This is a genomic window from Thioalkalivibrio sp. XN279 (assembly GCF_011089885.1).
GTDB lineage: Bacteria > Pseudomonadota > Gammaproteobacteria > Steroidobacterales > XN24 > XN24.
In genome coordinates this window covers 309,317-328,252 of sequence record NZ_JAANBD010000028.1, presented here as the reverse complement: position 1 = coordinate 328,252, position 18,936 = coordinate 309,317, and the positions used below count along the sequence as shown (strand labels likewise).

The window sequence follows — 18,936 nt, the reverse complement described above, 5'->3', positions numbered from 1 at the left end:
GGTGTCGTGGCGCTGCGCGTCCTGATCATCGACGACCACCGCGACTACCGGGCCTGGCTCGGGCATCATCTCGCGGCGGCGTTCCCCGACGCCGAGATCGTGGGCCACAACCCCCTGGAGGACAACCTGCTGCCGGCGGGCTTCGAGCCTGCCCAGTGGGACCTGTTGTTCCTCGACCACCAGCTCGGCGAGCAGGACGGCATCGACATCCTCGAGGAACTCAAGCGTCGCCCCGGCTGTCCGCCGGTGATCTTTCTCACGCCCCAGGGCGACAAGACGGCCATCGAGCAGGCCCTGCGCTCCGGCGCTGACGACTACCTGCCCAAGGGGCCCACGGACCACGCGCATATTCGCCGCGTCACGACCCAGGCGCTGGATCGGCCGGGACGCGCGCCGAAGCCACGGGCCCAGGCGCTGCGACCCGGCAGCGACAGCCAGTTCAATCTCAAGGGCCATCGCTTCCTCAGGTCGCTGGGCACGGGCTCCACGGCCGCGGTGTACCTGATGGAGAAGCTCAGCACCGAGCGGCTGGTGGTGGTAAAGGTGTTTCGCCAGGTGCCGGACGAGGTCGAGCGCTTCGGGCCGCTGCAACGCTTCCTGCAGGAGTACGAGCTGGTGTCGGGCATCCGCCATCCCAACGTGGTGAACATCCACGAGCTCGGCATCGCCGACGAGTTGGCCTATATCGCCATGGAGTATTTCGCCGGCGGACAGCTCGGCGAGCGCATCGGCAACGGCTTGCCGCTGGGCCAGGCGCTGGAGATCATGATGCAGATCACGCACGCGCTGGCGGCGATCCACAAGGTCGGCGTGCTGCATCGCGACCTCAAGCCCGCCAACATCATGTTCCGCGACGACGGCAGCCTGGCGCTGATCGATTTCGGCGTGGCCAAGCTGCGCGACGCGACGATCGAGCTGAGCGGCCTCGGCGAGATCTGCGGCACGCCGTATTACATGAGCCCGGAGCAGGGCGAGGGCGCCGAGGTCGACGAGCGCTCGGACATCTACAGCCTGGGCGTGGTGTTCCACGAGATGCTCACCGGGCGCAAGCCCTACCTGGCGGGCTCGCCGCTGGCGGTGATTCGCAAGCATGCGCATGCACCGCTGCCGGTGCTGCCCGAGGCCCTGGCCGACTGCCAGCCGCTGCTCGAGGGCATGATGGCGAAATCTCCGGCGGCGCGATTCGCTTCCGCCGAGACGGTGCTCGCGGAGGTGGAAGCGCTGAACGGGCGCCTGTTGGCGGAAGCGCTGCAACGACCCTAGGAGAGGGAGGCCCTTCATGCACAGTAACCAGGGTCCCGAGCCTGCGCCGGCACGCGGGCTGCCTCGCCTCCATCCGTTGCGTGGCGAGCTGTACGCGGAGCCGCACGCGCGCCCGTTCCCCACCGTGCAGCCTCCCGTCCGCGTCAGTCACCTGGTGATGCCTGCGGATCCCGGCGCCGCAGTGGCGCACCGCGCCTGCCTGGAGGCGCTGGCCGCCGTGCATGGTGTCACGCCGCCGGGCCCCGACACCATGGCGTGGTACGCCGACTTTCCGGGCTTCACCGTGCGCTGGGAGCGCCACACCGAGTTCTGCACCTACACTTTCCTGCGCCCCGGCGGCGAGGACTCGCCCTTTGCGCCCACCGCCCTCGAGGTGCTGCCGCCGGGCTGGCTCGAGACCCTGCCGGGCGAGCTGCTGGTCGCCACCCATGTGGGTGTCGTCGCCGCGGAGCCGCCCGATCCATTCTCTCCGCAGCTCGCGGCGCTGTTCGACAACGAGCTGCTCATCGGCAGCCTGATCGTCGACGACCGTGCCGCCGTCTGGACCACTCTCAAGCTGCACGCCGACGGCTTCAGCCGCTACCTCATATTCAACGCCGGGTTGAACGACTTCCAGGCCGGGCGCACCCTGCAGCGGCTGCTGGAGATCGAGACCTACCGCGTGTTCGCGCTGCTCGGCTACCCGGAAGCCAAGCGCATCTGGCCGCGCGCCAGGCTGCTCGACATGGAGCTGGCGGAGCTCATCGACCGGCTGGCGCGGGCCGACGGGGCCGCCGCCGAGCAGCAGCTGCTCAAGGAGCTGTCCGTCATCTCGCAGGCCATCGAGCACATGCGCTCGGACACGAACTATCGCTTCTCGGCGACGCGAGCCTACATGGCGCTGGTGCAGCGGCACCTCGACGACCTGCGCGAGCGCAAGTACTCCGGCCGCTCATCACTCACCAAGTTCCTCGAGCGGCGCATGCGCCCGGCGCTGGACACCTGCGTTTCGGTGGACGCGCACCTGCAGGATTTGTCGCTGCGCGTGGCGCGTGCCACGGAGGCGCTGCGTGCGCGCATCGAGACCACCATCGAGGAGCAGAACCGGGACATGCTCAACTCGCTCAACCGGCGCGCCTGGCAGCAGCTGCGCCTGCAGCAGACCGTGGAAGGGCTGTCCGTGGCGGCAATCAGCTATTACCTCGTGGGCCTGATCAACTACGCCCTCAAGGGCCTGGCCAAGAGCGGCCTGCCGCTGCCGGTGGAGTCGGTCACGGCGCTCCTGGTGGTGCCCACGGCGCTGGCCGTGTGGTGGCTGGTGCGCCGGCGCCGCCTGCGTATCCAGGACACCTGACGGGGACCGTCCGCTGTGGCTGACTCGCACGACATCGTGACCGCGGAACTGGCGGAATTTCTCGGCGCGGCCACGCCGGAGGCTTGGGTGGACGCCGCGGCCGATCCCGCGGCGTTGCCGCTCATGCTCATAGACCACGCCAACTGCGAGAAGAAGGCGGCCTCCACGGCCCTCGCGATGCTGTTTCGCTACGAGGAGCACGAACAGCTCACCGAGCGCCTGTCACGCCTCGCGCGCGAAGAACTGCGGCATTTCGAGCAGGTGCGCCGCCACATGCGGCTGCGCGGCATCGAGTGGCAGCGCGTCCCGGCCTCGCGTTACGCCGCCGGCCTGGCGGAGATCGTGCGGCGCAACGAGCCGGGCCGCCTGGTGGACCGCCTCATCGTCGGCGCCTTCATCGAGGCCCGCTCATGCGAGCGCTTCGCCCTGTTGACGCCGCGCCTAGACGACGAGCTGGGCCGCTTCTACGGCGGCCTGCTCGCCTCCGAGGCACGCCACTTCCAGCACTACCTGGAGCTGGCGCGGGGTTTCGCGGGAGACGAGCTGGAAGCGCGCATCGACGCGATTCGCACGGTGGAGAACAGGCTCGCGACCGAGCCGGATACAGAGCTGCGCTTCCACAGCGGGCCGCCGGCCTGAACGACGGCATCGGCCCCCGTTCCCTTGAAGACCTGACCGCGGGGCCGGACCGCGCAACGCGCCCTTCACTCGGAAATCTTTATCTCGTTCAGTGCGCGTTGCACGTCCCAGCCCCGCTGCCTTGTTTCGGGGGCCAGGTTGCGGTGGGGCGCGGGGACTCCGAGGTTGGAGCTGACGGGTCGGCACGTCGCTCGGTGGGGGTGGCGGAGGCCATCGTGGCCAGGTCGGCGCCGGATCTGGCTGACACCGGAAAGACATGCCGCGCTGAGGCCCTGGCTGCGCGCCGCGGCGGGAAGACCCGTGACTGGCGCAGCACCGGGGACCTGCCATGCGTCACTCGAGGGCATCTCCATTAACCGAGAGGGACGCATGGCACGGTCCCGGTGCGGGCGGGTTCCCGGGCCAAGGTCAGCCCGCGCGGGTCAGGGTTTCAGCGCGGCAGGGTCCTGAGGACGAAACCGCCGGCGTCCCAGCTCAGCACGCTGCCCTGCGTGTACCAGTCACCGAGCACGATGCGCACGGCCTCGTGGCCATCGAGCTCGAACTGGTGCACGGCAGGGCGGTGGGTGTGGCCGTGCAGCAGCGTGTAGACCCCGTGCTGGCGCATGGCGGCCTCGACCGCGCCCTGGTTGACGTCCATGATCTCCATCGGCTTGCCGGCCATGGACGCGGCGCTGGTCTCGCGCAGCTGCTGCGCCAGCGCCAGGCGCTCGGGCAGCGGGCGCGCCAGCATGGCCTGCTGCCACGCCGGGTTGCGCACCATGGCGCGAAATGCCTGGTACTCGTGGTCGTCGGTGCACAGCGTGTCGCCATGCATCAGGAGCACGCGCGTGCCGTGCAGCTCGATGGTCGTCGGGTCCTCGAGCAGCGTGCAGCCGCTTTCTGCGGCAAAGCGCGCGCCGACGAGGAAATCCCGGTTGCCGTGCATGAAATACAGCGGCAGCCCGGCGTCGCTCAGCTTGCGCAGCGCCGCGATGACACGGCGCTTCTCCGGCTCCGGGTCGTCGTCGCCGACCCAGGCTTCGAACAGGTCGCCGAGGATGTAGAGGGCGTCGGCCTCGTGGGCTTCGCTGTGGAGGAAGTCCAGCGCCTGCGTCGTGATGTCCGGGCGGGCCGGGTCGAGATGCAGGTCGGAAATGAACAGCGTCGCCATGGGCCGGTCGCTCAGTCTTCGTCGAGCACGCGGGCTTTCTGGATCACCACCGGCGCCTGCGGGACATCGGTGGGGAAGGGCCCGCCGCGGCCGGTCGGCAGGGAGCCGATCTTGTCCAGCACGTCGAGTCCCTCGACAAGGCGTCCGAAGACGGCGTAACCCCACCGGCCCGGGGCGCCGTCGAGGCCGTTATTGTCGACCAGGTTGATGAAGAACTGCGCCGAGGCGGAATGCGGGTCGTTGGTGCGCGCCATGGCGATGGTGCCGCGCTCGTTGGACAGGCCGTTGCGCGACTCGTTCTCGATCGGTGCGCGGGTTTCGCGCTCGCCGAACTCGGTGTCGTAGCCGCCGCCCTGGATCATGAAACCGCTGATGACGCGGTGAAAGATGAGGCCGTCGTAGTGGCCGTCGCGCACGTATTGCAGGAAATTGCCGGCAGTGACGGGGGCCTTCGCCAGGTCGAGCTCCAGCACCATGGTGCCGTGGGTGGTGACCAGCTCGACGCGCGGCGCCTTGCTGCCGGGATCGTCGGCGCCCGCCGGGGCGGAGAGCAGGGCAAGGGCGAGCGCGGAAATCATCGGACGCATGTTCAACTCCTTTGGGATCCGACCCTTACGGGGGTCAGACCCCATTCTAGCAGCGTCTCCCTGTTAAGATTGCGGGCTTATGTCGGTCGTCACGCGCTTTGCTCCCAGCCCCACCGGTCGCCTGCACGCAGGCAACCTGCGCACGGCGCTGTTCAACTGGTGCCTGGCGCGCGGCACGGGCGGTCGCTTCCTGTTGCGCGCCGAGGACACGGACGCTGCGCGCGAAGGCGAGGGCGACCTCGAGCGCCAGCTCGCGGATCTCGCCTGGTTGGGTCTCGACTGGGACGCGGGCCCGGACCGGGACGGCGTCGGCGGGCCGTTCCGCCAGTCCGAGCGCGGCGAGATCTACCGCGAGTACCTCGGCCGCCTTGCCGAAACCGGCCATGCCTACACCTGCTATCGCACCGACGCCGAGTTGCGTGCGCGTCGCGACGAACTGCGCCGACAGGGATTGCCGCCGCGCTACGATCGCGAGTGGGCGGCGCTGCCCCAGGCCGAGATCTTGCGGCGGCGCGAGGCGGGACAGATGCCTGCCATCCGCTTTACCGCGCCGACCACGGGTGAGGTCGCGTGGCACGACCTGGTACGCGGCCCGCGCGCCCTCCCGGCCAGCGAGATCAGCGATTTCGTGCTGGCGCGCAGCGGCGGCATGCCGGGTTTCCTGTTCGCCAATGCGCTGGACGACGCGCTCATGGGCGTCACCCACGTGCTGCGCGGCGAAGACCATCTCGTCAATACGGCGCGCCAGCTGGCGATCCTGCGGGCACTCGAGCTGCCGGCGCCGCGCTACGGCCACATGCCGCTGCTCGCCGGCCCCGACGGCGTCAAGCTCTCCAAGCGCAGCGGCGCGACCAGCGCCGGCGAATTCCGCGCTGCGGGCGTGCTGCCGCTGGCCCTGGCCAACACGCTGGCCCGCCTCGGCCATCCCTGGGAAGCGCACGGGCTGATGTCCATGCATGAGCTGGCGCAGGGCTTCGATCCGGCACAGCTGACGACGTCGGGGCAGCGTTTCGACCCGGCGCACGTGGGGCACTGGCAGCGCCTGGCGCTGGATGCGCTCGATGACGCCGCGCTGGCAAGCTGGGCCGGCCCGGAGGCCATGGCCGCGGTCCCGCCGGAACAGCGCGAGGCCTTCCTCGCCGCCGTGTGCCACAACGTGGAATCCCCGGCCGAGGTTGCCGCCTGGGCGCAGCTCCTGTTCGGCGCGACCGAGGTCGAGCCGTGGCCCGATACCGGCGCGCCGCCGGCCGTCTTCGCCGCCGCCCTGGCCGCCTTCGATGCCGGCGCCACGGACCACAAGGCGCTCGCCGGTCCGGTCAGGGAGGCCACCGGTGCGTCCGGCAAGCATTTCTTCAAGCCGCTGCGCATGGCGCTGACTGGCCGGGCCGAGGGGCCGGAGCTGGGCACGCTGTTCGCAGTCATGCCCCGCGAAGTGATTCGTGCCCGCCTGGCGCGGCACGCCCAGAGCTGACAGGTCCACCCATGCTGCAGATCCACAACTCCCTCACCGGCACCAAGGAAACGTTCCAGCCCATCGAGCCCGGCAAGGTGCGCATGTACGCCTGCGGCATGACGGTGTACGACTACTGCCATATCGGGCATGCGCGCGCACACGTGGTGTTCGACGTGGTGGCGCGCTACCTGCGCTGGTCGGGTTATGACGTGACCTTCGTGCGCAACATCACCGATATCGACGACAAGATCATCAAGCGCGCGGCGGAGGCGGGCGAGACGCTGCAGTCGCTGACGCAGCGCTACATCGACGCCATGAACGAGGACTTCGCCGCACTCGGCATCGGTCCGGCCGACCACGAGCCGCGCGCCACGGAATACACCGACAACCGCAAGATCCAGGACATGATCCAGGCGCTCATCGAGCGCGGGCATGCCTACGCCGCTGACAACGGCGACGTGTACTACCGCGTGGCCAGCTTTCCGGAGTATGGCAAGCTCTCCGGCAAGCGCCTGGCCGACCTGCGCGCCGGCGCGCGCGTCGAGGTCGACGAGGCCAAGGGCGATCCGCTGGACTTCGTGCTGTGGAAGGCGGCGAAGCCGGGCGAGCCGGCGTGGGAGTCGCCGTGGGGCCGCGGACGGCCGGGGTGGCACATCGAGTGCTCGGTGATGTCGACCGAGATCCTCGGTGAGCACTTCGACATCCACGGCGGCGGCCTCGATCTGAAGTTCCCGCACCACGAGAACGAGATCGCGCAGAGCTGCGGCGCCACCGGCGGCAAGTTCGTCAATTACTGGATGCACAACGGCTTCGTGCGCGTGGACGAAGAGAAGATGTCCAAGTCGCTGGGCAACTTCTTCACCATCCGCGAGGTGCTGGAGCGCTACCCGGCCGAGGCCATCCGCTACTTCGTGCTCTCCAGCCACTACCGCAGCCCGCTGAACTACACCGAGCAGAACCTCGACCAGGCCGTTGCGGCGCTGCGTCGGCTCTACACCGCCCTGCGCGGCGTCGAGCCTGCTGGCGAGCCCGACGAGAGCTGGGTGGCGCGCTTTCGCGATGTGATGGACGACGACTTCAATACGGCTGAAGCGCTGGCGTTGTTCCAGCAGCTGGCGGGCCAGCTCAATACCGCGAAGTCCGGCGGCGACGAAGCGGCTGCGGAGCGACTTGCTGCGACGTTGCGCAGCATCGGCGGCGTGCTCGGCCTGCTGCAGACCGATCCCGACGCCTGGTTGAAGAGCGGCGGGCGCGGTTTTGGCGCCGACGGCCAGCCGCTGCCGCAGCATGCCGAGGTGAAGTCCGAGGGCGCTGCGGCGCTGGATACTGCTGCGCAGCAGGGCTCGACGGGCGCATCTATGCCGCTCTGCGAACACGAGATCGAGGCGCGCATCGAAGACCGCATGCAGGCGCGCAAGCGCAAGGACTTCGCCGCGGCGGACCGGATCCGTGATGAACTCGCCGCGGCAGGCATCATCCTCGAAGACGGTCCGGGCGGGACCACCTGGCGGCGAAGCTAGAAGACGGCCTGCACCCCGAGGAAGGCGCGATTGCGGTCGTACTCGAACTCGGCGAGTGAAGCGCTGTTATCGGCCCAGTCGTAGCGCAGCAGCCATTCCCAGGCGCCGTAGATCGGTCCGCCCACGCCGGCGCCGGCATTCGTGCGGCGCTCGGTCCAGGAGACCTGGGGCGTCTCGTAGCGGCTGTGGCGCCAGCCGAGCGCCAGGTTGGCATGGAGCCCGCGAGCGAGGTCGCGGCGCCACTCGAGATCGACGCGGTGGCGCTCGGGTGACAGGTCGTCGGAGGCCCGGTCGTTGGTCTCGAAGCGATATTCGGCCTGGAAGCGGTTGGGACCGGCCGCACGCCGCAGCCGCAGCGCCGCCTCGACCCGGTCACCGGTCAGGCCCTCGTAAGGCGCCCGGCCCTCGATGTCCGCGTAGCGCAGCCTGAGCCGGAGCTGCCAGTTCCGGGCGATTGGTCGGTTGGCACCCACCAGCAGGCTGCGCTGGTCCTCGAAGCGTTCGCCGTCGAGCTGGCTCAGGCTGTAGCGCCCTCCGAGCTCCAGTCGCCATGCAGCGACGCGGGGCGTGTACAACAGCTCGACCTGGGCGCCGCGCTGGTCGAGCTCGGGCAGGTCGGCGTAATCGACGAGGAAGGCGCCCGCCTGCAGGCTCAGGTCGGCGGGCAGCGGCGCAGCCACGGCGGCCTGGAGCTCGGCGTACGGGCTGTCCAGCTCGCTTACGCCCAGCAGCTCGCCATCCGCCAGCAGCGCCACGTTGTCGTCGTACCCGGCCGCAGCGGACAGGAACACGGCCGTGGCGCGCCCTGGTGTGGGGACTGCATTGGCGCCTGTCAGGACGGGCGGCAGCGCGGCAAGACCGGCTGCAGCAAGTTGCCGTACGGCATCGTCTTCCCCGGCCGCGTCGAGCGCGCGGGTAAACCATTCCCGTGCAGCCTCGGTGTCGCCGCGGCGACGGCTCACCAGGCCGAGGTTGTAGTGGGCGAGGGCCGCCATCGCGGGTTCGCGCGCAGTCTCGAGAAATGCTTGCTCGGCCAGGTCCAGGTTTCCCAGGTTCCAGGCGCAGACGCCAATGTTGTAGTGGACGGCGGGTCCGTCGAGCCCTGCATCGCGGGCAGCGAGAAAAGACTGCAGCGCCGCAGCGTAGTCGGCTTCCTCGGCCGCGGCGGCCCCGGCGGCAAAGAGCGCCCGGGCACCAGGGTCTTCCTCGGCGCGCGCGGAACCCGCATGGAGCACCAGCGCGCCCATCGACACCAGTGCGACCAGGCCCATGCGGGTGAGCCGGTGCATCAGCGTCTTCGTCCCTGGCGGTCCATGCGATGGATCATAGCAAGCGCGCCGCCGACCCTGGCCCATCCCGCAGGCGAGGTGGGGCGGCGGCGTGCCGGGGGGCAACTATGGTCGCGGCGGGCGCGGCGGTTCGGGTGGCTCAGGCCGTTCGGGACGGATCTCCTCGGCGCGCGAGCGGCCGAATTCCTCGCGCTGTTCCGCCGCCTGCTCCGCCATTTCGCGAGCGCGATCTGCTGCGTCCTGGCCGACCTCGTGCTGGCGTTCGCGCGCCTCCTGTGCGATCTCGTTGCGTTCCGCCTCGCCTGTGGGCGCCTGAGCGCGTTCGCGCTCGCTGCCGCGCTCCTGCGTCTCGGTGCGTGGCGGCACAGGCGGCAGCGCGATGCGCCGCGTGATGGCCTCAGGCGCCACGGCGTCCGGGTTGTCGATCACGCGCATGGTCACGTCCAGCGGCGGCGGTGCAGCAGGCGCTTCCGCTGCGGCGGGACGCTCATCCGCCATCGCGCCCGGAGCGTGTCCCAACGCCAGCAACACGCCGGCCAACAACAAGAAATCGCGTTTCATGGCTTCTCACTTTCGGGCGCATCCGTCCGGATGGCCAGCTCGATCTGTTGCCTGCGTTCTCCATGCTCGACCAGCGCGGTCAGCCGGCCCTGCTCGAGTGAATGGGCGAGCACCGGCAGCGACAGCATGTTGGTGCCCTGGTCCAGGTCCGTCTCCCAGCTCAGCTCGCGCGTATCGCCGAAGCCTACCAGCTCGATCCCGCCCGCGAGGCGCACAGTCAGGCGGGCGCCCGGCATGGCTTGTTCGGCATCGATCGCTATGGCGATGTCACGCGGCTCATACAGGGCCAGTGTCAGCTCTGCCGCTTGGGGGACTGAGTCCACCGGCGTCACGGCATCCTGCGGCAGGCCCCATAGCGCCACCACCAGGAGGCCTGCGGCGACGGCGCCGGCGGCGGCCCCGAGCCAGGGCCAGGCCGGTGAGGCCGGCCATGGCATGAAACCGAAACGGCGTGTACGGCGGCGCGCTTCGCGCGGTGCCGGGACGGCGGCCTGTTTCCGCCCGGCGTCCTGCGCGACAGCGGCCGCCAGCGCAGCCTGGGCAAAGCCGGGACGCATCCCTGGCACGGGCATGGCGCGCAACGCAGCGCGCAGGCCCTCGGCATCCGCGCGCGTCGCTTCACAGGCAGGGCAGCCCGCAATGTGCCGCTCGAGAGCTTCCGCTTCCGGCCGCGGCAAGGCGCCGTCCAGCAGGTCGTCCAGCTTCGAGCGCAGGGTTTTGCAATCCGGCATTTGGCTCATTTCGCTTCCTCTTGCCCTTGATCACGAACGGGCGCGGCAAAAGGTTCCCCGGCCAACAGCTCGCGCAGACGGCCGCGGGCGCGGTGCAGCCGGGACTTGAGGGTGCCGACGGGGACATCCAGCAACACGGCCAGTTCTTCCAGGCCGTAACCCTCGATGTCGTGCATGGCCACCACCACGCGCTGGTCCTCGCCGAGCCGCGCCCAAGCCGTCGCGACGCGCTCCCCGGTCAGCTCGCGCTCCACCAGTTCGGGCGGTCCCGGCCCGTCGGCGGCGCAGCGTTCCAGCGGAGATTCGGACGGATCGTTCCGGTTGCCGGGCAGGGCGTCGAGCGAACGTACCGGGGAGTTCATTTCGCGCCGGTGCTGGTCGACGAAAATGCGATACATCACCTTCAGCGCCCAGGGCTGCACGCGATCGAGCCCTGCCAGTTCGTCCATGCGGGGATAAAGCCTGACCAGCAGTTCCTGCACCAGGTCCTCGGCGCGATCCTGCGTGGTCGTCCAGCGGAAAGCATTACGGTAAAAGACGGGGATCAGCGGCTCGAGCAACTCCTTGAACGCACGTGCGCGCGCATGGTCGTCCGGGGAGCGCGAAGTTGGCGGGGACATCAGACCCTACACGAACGGCGCTGCCGGAGGGTTCCGGTGGACTGGCACGCCGCCATAGGGAACCAAAACCCCGGTTGCTTCGTGTAAAGACACAAGGAGCATGTGCTTTGCTCCGGTTCGCGGGCTTCCCTGCGGGGAGCGACCCGATACCTGAATTCTTGCTGATGAAAGGAGACGATTCATGTTAACTCTAAAGACAACCCTTGGGCTGTCGGTCCTCGCCGCCGGTGCGCTGGCGCTTGCGGGGTGCGGCGGCTCGGACGACGGGAACGGTCTCCTCACCGTGCAGTTGACCGACTCTCCCGTGGATGATGCCGCGGAGGTCGTGGTGGTGTTCACTGGCCTCGAGTTGAAGCCGGCTGGCGGCGAGCCGATCAGCGTCGACTATGACGAGCCCAGGTCGATAGACCTGCTGCAGCTGCAGGACGGCACGACCGAGGCGCTGCTTGAAGATTTCGAGCTGGGCGCCGGCCAGTACAACTGGATCCGCCTGAAAGTTCTCGCCGAGCAGGACCTGCAGGACGGTTCCTACATCCGGCTGGAAACAACGGGTGAACGATTCCCGCTGTGGATCCCGAGCGGGTCGGAGAGCGGCCTGAAGCTGGTGCGGCCGTTCATTGTCTCGCAGCAGGGCACGACCGAGATCGTGATCGATTTCGACCTGCGCAAGTCCGTCATCGCGCCCCCGGGCCTGGCGCCGAACTACATCCTCAAGCCGGCCCTGCGGATGGTTGACAGCCTGCTGGTCGGCCGCGTCGTGGGCACCGTGGACCTGGCGTACCTGGCCGAGTTGCAGGAGGCCGAAACCTGCAGCGGCGGCGTGTACGTGTTCGAGGGTGGCGCAGCGAACCCGGACGACATGGATGGCGATCCGGCCGACGGCGACGACCCGCTGGTCTACAAGCTGCTCGAGGCCGACGAGATCGACGGCACGCTGGCCTCCTACGTGATCCCCTTCCTGGAGGAAGGCGAGTACACCGTGGCGTTCACCTGCGACTACGTGGTCGACGTTTCACCGGAAGCCAGCGAGTACGACCCGACGGCGGAAGACGGGGAAGGCTTCGGCACGATGCGCTGGACGACATTTGAGAACGTCCCCGTGGAAGCTCCGGGCGCGACCACGGTTGATGTGCTGCCGGCGGATTAAAGCTGGCGCCTGAGCGTTCCGAAGTGACGGACGATGCCCCCCACGTCCGTTGCGCAGAGGAGGCCCCGCCGGTTCGCCGGCGGGGCTTTTTCGTGGCGCAAACCCTTGCTAGAAGTCGCGCCGCTCCGCCGCGTCCAGCGTGTTCTTCAGCAGCATGGCCACCGTCATCGGGCCGACACCGCCCGGCACGGGGGTGATCCAGCCCGCCCGCTCGGCGGCGGCATCGAACTCCACGTCGCCGCACAGCTTGCCGTCGGACAGCCGGTTCATGCCGACGTCCACGACCACGGCGCCGGGCTTGATCCATGCGCCCTTGACCAGGGCCGGCTTGCCCACGGCCACGACCACGATGTCCGCGTCGGCCAGCTCCGCGGCCAGGTCCTGGGTGAAGCGATGGCAGACCGTGGTGGTGGCGCCGGCCAGCAGCAGCTCGAGCGCCATGGGGCGGCCGACGATGTTGGAGGCGCCCACGACGACCGCGCGCCGGGTGCGCACCGGGATGTCGTAGTGCGCCAGCAGCGCCATCACGCCTGCCGGGGTGCAGGGCCGGAGGAGGGGGATGCGCTGGGCGAGGCGGCCGATGTTGTAGGGGTGGAAGCCGTCGACGTCCTTGGCCGGGTCGATGGCCTCGATGACGCGCCGCGCGTCGAGCTGGGCGGGCAGGGGCAGTTGCACCAGGATGCCGTCGATCACGGGATCGGTGTTTAGCGCGGCGATGAGCGCGTCCAGGGTGTCCTGCGTGGTGTCAGCGGGCAGGTCGTGGGCCACCGAGCGGATGCCGGCGTCCTCGCAGGCCTTGCGCTTGTTGCGCACGTAAATGGCGGAGGCAGGATCCTCGCCGACCATCACCACCGCGAGCCCGGGACGGCGGCGGCCGGCTGCAACGCGGTTTTCGATGCGGGCGCGAAGGTCTCGCTGGATGTCGGCGGCGACCTGCCGCCCGTCGATGATCTGTGCCGTCACGGTGGCTGCACCCGGCCGGAAACAAGCCGCTAGTGTCTCACGCAAGCATCGGAGCGGACAAGAAAAACTGCCCTTTCGCGCGTTGACCGGCCCCGGGGCTGGGCGTATCATTCGCAGCCCTTCCGGTCACGTGCCGGGGCATAGCGCAGTCTGGTAGCGCGTCTGCTTTGGGAGCAGAAGGTCGGGGGTTCGAATCCCTCTGCCCCGACCAGTCAACGTGCCAGGGAGGATGTTGGAAGATTCGGATCATGCGCCCGTAGCTCAACCGGACAGAGCATCGGCCTTTGAGTGAGGAGCCTGGAGCGGAAAACGGAACCGCCCCAGTGGACCGCACCGTAACGGGGAAACCTTAACAGGTCATGCTGATGGCAATCCCGTGGAAACCTGCCGATATCAACCTGATCGACGCGGGGCTCCGTAGAGACTAGACGTGCGGCGCCTGAGATGGCGAAGGGATAGTCCAGACCACAAACTCGCTGTATTGCGGGGCCGCGAAAGCGGTAGTTGGTAAGCTAAGCCGAGGGTTGCAGGTTCGAGTCCTGCCGGGCGCGCCAATTTCCGTGATTCGGGGTAAAATGCCCCGCCGTTCGATGGTGGACGTAGCTCAGTTGGTAGAGCCCCGGGTTGTGATCCCGGTCGTCGTGGGTTCGAGTCCCATCGTCCACCCCATTTTCCGGCGCACGGGAGCAAGCCTTTACAAAGGCCTCCCGCATCGCCAAAATTCCGCCCCTGCCTCGTCGGACGGGGCAAGCGATCCGGGCCGCTAGCTCAATTGGCAGAGCAACGGACTCTTAATCCGCAGGTTGAAGGTTCGATTCCTTCGCGGCCCACCAAAAAATGGAAGACACCGCCGTGAGGCGGTGTCTTTTTTTGTGCCCGCAGCTTGTTGCCCTTGCGCTCAGTCCGTTCTGGCGCCCGCCGCGGACAGCAGGGCCCGCATCGCGCCGAGATGCAGCTTGAGGGCCTGTCGTCCGGCGTCGGTGAGGCGGTACCAGGTCACGGGCTTGCGTCCCTCGAATTCCCGCCGGAGCTCGATATAGCCGGCCTCTTCCAGCTTGCGCATCTGTGCGCCGAGATTGCCGTCGGTCAGTTCGAGCAGGCTCTTGAAGCGGGCGAAGCTCATTTCGCCGTGCCGGGATAGCAGCACGCAGACGGCCAGGCGCGCCCGGTGCTCGAGCACGGGATCCAGGCCTGACAACCCTGCCTGTACCTCTGACTCGCGTGGATTCATCGCTGGCGTGCTGCGCGTATGCCGGCAGCCAGCAGGGCGGCTGCAACCGCGAGGCCGGTCGCGGTCCACACGTAGGGCAGCGGGATGAACAGCACCACGGCTGACGCCAGCAGCATGATGAAGCCGCTCGGCAACAGGGGCGGATTGAGATGAACGCCGGCCAGCGCATAGGCCATGCCCGTGGTCAGGAGGATAAGCCCGGCCATCTGCTGGATCGGCAGTGCGCCGGTCGTGCCCATTACGATGACGAGCCCGATCCCCATGCCCGACAAGAGCCAGTGCAGGGCATAGCGCCGGCCGAGCTGAGGATCTTTCACGCCTTCCTTGCTGGCGCGCCGGCCGCCATACCAGGCGGAAAAGACGCCGCCGCCGATCCCGGCCACAAGCCAGTACGGCAGGGCGAGCCCGGGGGCGAAATCAGGCAGCGCGAAGCCAACAGCAATGAGTGCTGCCCAAAGGAAATAAATCAGGGCGTAGCCTTGATCGCTCTCGGCACGGCGCACGGCGTTGCTGACGAAGTCGAGGTCCTGTTTCAGGCGGTCGGGCGTATGCATCTGTGGCTCCAGTAGGCGGTGATTGCCGGGATGGGCTTGTATTCCAGAGAGGGCCAGAACTCTATAATGCAGAGTACTCTGCGTCAAGCCTGGTGGCATCGGCCCGTGACCGGCCCGGGCGACGGCCGCCGTCGCCGGCCCGGCGACTGAATCGCTGGTTATCAGTTATAATTCGCGGCTTGTCTGGCGCTGGCCGGATCCGGCGGTACCGGCGCATGCGCGAAAGTGGCGGAACTGGTAGACGCGCCGGGTTTAGGTCCCGGTGGGGTTGATCCCCCGTGAGAGTTCGAGTCTCTCCTTTCGCACCAGTTTCACAGCATTGATGGAAGAGGAATGACATGGTGACGGTTTCCGTGGAATCCACCGAGGGTCTCGAGCGACGCATGAAGGTCGAGGTGCCGGCAGACCGGATCGAGGGCGAAGTCGACAAGCGGCTGCAGGACATGGGCCGGCGCGCCAAGATCAAGGGCTTCCGCCCCGGCAAGGCGCCGCTCAAGGTGGTGCGCCAGCAGTATGGCGCCCAGGTGCGCGAGGACGTGGTCACCGAGGTGATCCGTGACAGCTGGATCGAGGCCATCACCGAGCAGAAGCTCCGCCCGGTAGGTACGCCACGCATCGAGAGCCACAGTGCGCCCAAGGGCGAGCCGCTCAGCTTCACCGCCGTGTTCGAGGTCTTCCCGGAGATCGAGCTGAAGGGCCACGAGGGCATCGAGGTCGAGCAGCCCGTCGCCGAGATCGGCGAGAAAGAAGTCGACGAGATGATCGAGAAGCTGCGTGCGCAGCGCTCGCACTGGCACGCCGTGGAGCGGGCTGCTGCGGACGGCGACCGCATCACCATCGATTTCAAGGGCACCATCGACGGCGAGGAGTTCCGCGGCGGCGCCGGGAACGAGGTCCCGGTGGTGCTCGGTGAAGGCCGCATGCTGCCGGACTTCGAGGCGGGGCTGAAGGGCCTGGCGCCCGGCGAGGAACGCACCGTGGAGGTCGGGTTCCCCGAGGACTACGGCAGCGCGGACGTCGCCGGCAAGAAGGCCGAGTTCAAGGTCACCTGCCGCAAGGTCGAGGAGAACCACCTGCCTGTCGTGGACGAGCTGTTCGCGCAGTCCTTCGGCATCGAGGCAGGCGGCGTGGAGAAACTGCGCCAGGATGTCGAGCAGAACATGCGCGACGAGATGGCGGGGCGGGTGCGCGACATCGTCAAGCGCCAATTGCTCGACAAGCTGGTGGCGGCTAACGAGTTCGAGGTCCCCGGCGCGCTCATCGAGCAGGAGATCGAGGCGCTGCGGCGTGACATGGCGCGGCGCATGAACCCCAATGCCGAGCCAGGCCAGGCCGAGCTGCCGCCGCGCGAACCTTTCGAGGGCCCGGCCCGTTTCCGCGTGGCCCTGGGGCTGCTCATCGGCGAGATCGTGCGCAGCAACGAGATTCGCGTCGACCCCGCCAAGGTGGACGAACGCCTGAAGGAAATCGGCGAGAACTACGGCGACCCGGAGGCGGTGGCTCGCGTCTATCGCGCCAACCGCGAGCTCATGAGCCAGGTCGAGACTGCGGTCCTGGAGGAGCAGGTCGTCGACTGGCTGCTGCAGCGCGCCAAGGTGTCCGACAAGCCGGTCAGCTTCAACCAGCTCATGAACCAGGAGGAAGGCGCATGACGACGACGGCGATGAACCTGGTGCCGATGGTGGTCGAGCAGACCGCCCGGGGCGAGCGCGCCTACGACATCTACTCGCGCCTCCTCAAGGAGCGGGTGATCTTCGTGGTGGGCCCGATCGAGGACCACATGGCCAACCTCATCGTGGCGCAGCTGCTGTTCCTGGAGTCGGAGAACCCGGACAAGGACATCCACCTCTACATCAACTCGCCGGGCGGCGTGGTGACCGCGGGCATGTCGATCTACGACACCATGCAGTTCATCAAGCCCGACGTGTCGACCATCTGCTGCGGCCAGGCCGCCAGCATGGGCGCCGTGCTGCTGGCGGGCGGCGCCAAGGGCAAGCGCTTCTGCCTGCCGCACTCGCGCATGATGATTCACCAGCCCCTCGGCGGCTTCCAGGGCCAGGCCTCGGACATCGACATCCACGCCCGCGAGGTGCTGAAAATCCGCGACCGCCTGAACGAGATCCTGGCCCACCATACCGGCCAGACCAAGGAAAAGGTGGCGCAGGACACCGACCGCGATTTCTTCATCGGCGGCGAGGAGGCGGTGAACTACGGCCTGGTCGATCGCGTCCTGACCCGCCGCGGCGAGGCGCTGCCGCTGCAGGGCGAGAAGGGCAGCTGAGGCCGCCCGGACCGGCCTCAGGATGCCCCTGGGGGCGGCTCCGCCGGGGGCCGCCTTTTTGCAGCCGGGCTTGGGCCCGTGCTATATAGTCGCTGCCGGTAACGCGCTGAGCAGCCGGAAAAAGTTCATATCCCCGAGGTCGAGGCATGGCTGACGATTCCCGCGGCAAGCACGAAGACGGCAAGCTGCTTTACTGTTCCTTTTGCGGCAAGAGCCAGCACGAGGTGCGGAAGCTGATTGCGGGTCCGTCCGTGTTCATCTGCGATGAATGCGTCGAGCTGTGCAACGACATCATCCGCGAGGAGCTCGAGGACAAGGAAGAGAGCGGCCACAGCAAGCTGCCCAAGCCGCAGGAAATCTACGGCGTTCTCGACCAGTACGTGATCGGCCAGTCGGCCGCCAAGAAAGTGCTCTCGGTGGCGGTGTACAACCACTACAAGCGCCTCGAGAGCCGCAGCGGTGAGCGCGCCGGGCGTGGCGACGAGGTCGAGCTGGCGAAGAGCAACATCCTGCTCATCGGGCCCACCGGCTGCGGCAAGACGCTGCTGGCGGAGACCCTGGCGCGCCTGTTGAACGTGCCTTTCACCATCGCCGACGCCACCACGCTCACCGAGGCGGGCTACGTCGGCGAGGACGTCGAGAACATCATCCAGAAGCTGCTGCAGAAGTGCGACTACGACGTCGAGCGGGCGCAGACCGGCATCGTCTACATCGACGAGATCGACAAGATTTCGCGCAAGTCCGACAACCCGTCCATCACCCGCGACGTCTCGGGCGAGGGCGTGCAGCAGGCGCTGCTGAAGCTGATCGAGGGCACGGTCGCCTCGGTGCCGCCGCAGGGCGGCCGCAAGCACCCGCAGCAGGAGTTCCTGCAGGTCGACACGCGCAACATCCTCTTCATCTGCGGCGGCGCCTTCGCCGGCCTGGAGAAGATCATTTCCAACCGCTCGACCAAGAGCGGCATCGGCTTCGCCGCCGAGGTCCAGGGGAAGAACGAGCAGAAGTCCACCGGCGAGCTGTTCCACGAGGTGGAGCCGGAGGACCTGATCAAGTTCGGTCTCATCCCGGAATTCGTCGGCCGCCTGCCGGTGGTGGCGACGCTGGAGGAGCTGGACGAGGACGCCCTGGTGCAGATCCTGGTCGAGCCGAAGAACGCGCTCACCAAGCAGTACCGCCGCCTGTTCGAGATGGAGGGCGCGGAGCTGGAGTTCCGCGACGACGCGCTGCGCGCGCTGGCGCGCAAGGCCATGGCGCGCAAGACCGGCGCGCGCGGGCTGCGCACCATCCTCGAGAACGTGCTGCTCGACACCATGTACGAGTTGCCGTCCATGGAGGACGTGACCAAGGTGGTGGTGGACGAGACCGTCGTGAACGGCGAGAACAAGCCCTACATGATGTTCGAGTCCGACGAGTCCCGTCGCGAGGAGCGCCGCCCGACCGGGTCGGCCCTGTAGGATCGCCCCGCCAGGCGCGCCCCGGGCGCCCCCGGACACCCCCGCACACCTGTGCGATCTCTGCGCGCTCTGCGTCTGCGCGCGAAATTCTTTTGAATCTCCGGCCCCCCGCCGGGTCGAACCCTTGATTAATCGCCGCCCGGCCCCCATAACTAGG

18 protein-coding genes and 4 tRNA genes are annotated in these 18,936 nt (G+C 68.2%); 13 read left to right on the top strand and 9 right to left on the bottom strand.

The features are described from left to right. Positions 1-6 precede the first annotated feature (6 nt). The 3 genes from G8346_RS11150 to G8346_RS11140 are packed head-to-tail and all read left to right on the top strand — an operon-like array spanning position 7 to position 3,235. On the top strand, positions 7-1,263 hold the full coding sequence (locus tag G8346_RS11150) for a protein kinase (RefSeq protein ID WP_166051211.1): 1,257 nt from the start codon (positions 7-9) through the stop codon (positions 1,261-1,263). Positions 1,264-1,279: 16 nt separating this feature from the next. After that, positions 1,280-2,596, top strand: a complete 1,317-nt coding sequence (locus G8346_RS11145; protein WP_166051209.1) for a DUF3422 family protein — start codon at positions 1,280-1,282, stop codon at positions 2,594-2,596. A gap of 15 nt (positions 2,597-2,611) precedes the next feature. Continuing rightward, positions 2,612-3,235 carry a tRNA-(ms[2]io[6]A)-hydroxylase gene (locus G8346_RS11140; protein ID WP_370520606.1) on the top strand — a complete coding sequence of 208 codons (624 nt, stop codon included), beginning with the start codon at positions 2,612-2,614 and terminating at the stop codon, positions 3,233-3,235. A gap of 430 nt (positions 3,236-3,665) precedes the next feature. Here the strand turns inward: G8346_RS11140 and G8346_RS11135 are convergent, their stop codons facing one another. After that, positions 3,666-4,388 (bottom strand): UDP-2,3-diacylglucosamine diphosphatase, encoded by a 723-nt coding sequence (locus tag G8346_RS11135; protein ID WP_166051207.1) that lies wholly within the window; start codon positions 4,386-4,388, stop codon positions 3,666-3,668. Between the two features lie 11 nt (positions 4,389-4,399). Next, positions 4,400-4,975 (bottom strand): peptidylprolyl isomerase, encoded by a 576-nt coding sequence (locus tag G8346_RS11130; RefSeq protein WP_166051205.1) that lies wholly within the window; start codon positions 4,973-4,975, stop codon positions 4,400-4,402. A gap of 79 nt (positions 4,976-5,054) precedes the next feature. On the opposite strand from G8346_RS11130, the gene gltX reads away from it, so the two are divergent. Together gltX and cysS are read left to right on the top strand one after the other, a co-directional pair. After that, on the top strand, positions 5,055-6,446 hold the full coding sequence (gene gltX, locus G8346_RS11125) for a glutamate--tRNA ligase (RefSeq protein WP_166051203.1): 1,392 nt from the start codon (positions 5,055-5,057) through the stop codon (positions 6,444-6,446). Positions 6,447-6,457: 11 nt separating this feature from the next. Next, on the top strand, positions 6,458-7,948 hold the full coding sequence (cysS, locus tag G8346_RS11120; protein ID WP_166051201.1) for a cysteine--tRNA ligase: 1,491 nt from the start codon (positions 6,458-6,460) through the stop codon (positions 7,946-7,948). Here cysS and G8346_RS11115 read toward each other — a convergent pair. From G8346_RS11115 to G8346_RS11100, 4 genes are all read right to left on the bottom strand, one after another. Then, positions 7,945-9,237 (bottom strand): tetratricopeptide repeat protein, encoded by a 1,293-nt coding sequence (locus G8346_RS11115; protein WP_166051199.1) that lies wholly within the window; start codon positions 9,235-9,237, stop codon positions 7,945-7,947. The two genes, cysS and G8346_RS11115, sit on opposite strands and share 4 nt — an antisense overlap. Before the next feature lie 105 nt (positions 9,238-9,342). Continuing rightward, positions 9,343-9,798, bottom strand: coding sequence for a hypothetical protein (locus G8346_RS11110; protein WP_166051197.1), 456 nt, complete (start codon positions 9,796-9,798; stop codon positions 9,343-9,345). Further along, positions 9,795-10,538 (bottom strand): anti-sigma factor, encoded by a 744-nt coding sequence (locus G8346_RS11105; RefSeq protein WP_166051195.1) that lies wholly within the window; start codon positions 10,536-10,538, stop codon positions 9,795-9,797. The genes G8346_RS11110 and G8346_RS11105 overlap by 4 nt, the downstream gene beginning before the upstream one ends. Further along, entirely contained in the window at positions 10,535-11,149 is a 615-nt protein-coding gene (locus G8346_RS11100) for an RNA polymerase sigma factor (protein WP_166051193.1), read from the bottom strand. Before G8346_RS11100 ends, G8346_RS11105 begins: the two co-directional genes overlap by 4 nt. A gap of 181 nt (positions 11,150-11,330) precedes the next feature. On the opposite strand from G8346_RS11100, the gene G8346_RS11095 reads away from it, so the two are divergent. Continuing rightward, a complete protein-coding gene (locus G8346_RS11095) occupies positions 11,331-12,296 on the top strand; it encodes a DUF4382 domain-containing protein (RefSeq protein ID WP_166051191.1) in 966 nt (321 codons plus the stop codon). Positions 12,297-12,404: 108 nt separating this feature from the next. Here G8346_RS11095 and folD read toward each other — a convergent pair whose 3' ends face one another. Beyond that, positions 12,405-13,259, bottom strand: coding sequence for a bifunctional methylenetetrahydrofolate dehydrogenase/methenyltetrahydrofolate cyclohydrolase FolD (gene folD / locus G8346_RS11090; protein ID WP_166051189.1), 855 nt, complete (start codon positions 13,257-13,259; stop codon positions 12,405-12,407). 134 nt (positions 13,260-13,393) lie between these two features. Between folD and G8346_RS11085 the strand changes: the two genes are divergently transcribed. The 3 genes from G8346_RS11085 (at position 13,394) to G8346_RS11075 (ending at position 14,092) form a co-directional block, all read left to right on the top strand. Continuing rightward, positions 13,394-13,470 (top strand) — tRNA-Pro (locus G8346_RS11085). A gap of 382 nt (positions 13,471-13,852) precedes the next feature. Continuing rightward, positions 13,853-13,928 (top strand) — tRNA-His (locus G8346_RS11080). A gap of 88 nt (positions 13,929-14,016) precedes the next feature. Continuing rightward, positions 14,017-14,092, top strand: a tRNA-Lys gene (locus G8346_RS11075). A gap of 65 nt (positions 14,093-14,157) precedes the next feature. Here the strand turns inward: G8346_RS11075 and G8346_RS11070 are convergent. Then, positions 14,158-14,490, bottom strand: a complete 333-nt coding sequence (locus tag G8346_RS11070) for a transcriptional regulator (protein WP_166051187.1) — start codon at positions 14,488-14,490, stop codon at positions 14,158-14,160. Then, on the bottom strand, positions 14,487-15,044 hold the full coding sequence (locus G8346_RS11065; protein WP_166051185.1) for a hypothetical protein: 558 nt from the start codon (positions 15,042-15,044) through the stop codon (positions 14,487-14,489). The genes G8346_RS11070 and G8346_RS11065 overlap by 4 nt, the downstream gene beginning before the upstream one ends. A 219-nt stretch (positions 15,045-15,263) precedes the next feature. Between G8346_RS11065 and G8346_RS11060 the strand changes: the two genes are divergently transcribed. From G8346_RS11060 to clpX, 4 genes are all read left to right on the top strand, one after another. Then, positions 15,264-15,352, top strand: a tRNA-Leu gene (locus tag G8346_RS11060). 30 nt (positions 15,353-15,382) lie between these two features. Then, positions 15,383-16,696: a trigger factor gene (gene tig, locus G8346_RS11055; RefSeq protein ID WP_166051184.1), complete on the top strand. Its 1,314-nt coding sequence runs from the start codon at positions 15,383-15,385 to the stop codon at positions 16,694-16,696. Next, positions 16,693-17,325: an ATP-dependent Clp endopeptidase proteolytic subunit ClpP gene (gene clpP, locus G8346_RS11050; protein WP_166051182.1), complete on the top strand. Its 633-nt coding sequence runs from the start codon at positions 16,693-16,695 to the stop codon at positions 17,323-17,325. The genes tig and clpP overlap by 4 nt, the downstream gene beginning before the upstream one ends. A gap of 146 nt (positions 17,326-17,471) precedes the next feature. Beyond that, a complete protein-coding gene (gene clpX, locus G8346_RS11045) occupies positions 17,472-18,779 on the top strand; it encodes an ATP-dependent Clp protease ATP-binding subunit ClpX (protein ID WP_166051180.1) in 1,308 nt (435 codons plus the stop codon). Positions 18,780-18,936 lie beyond the last annotated feature (157 nt).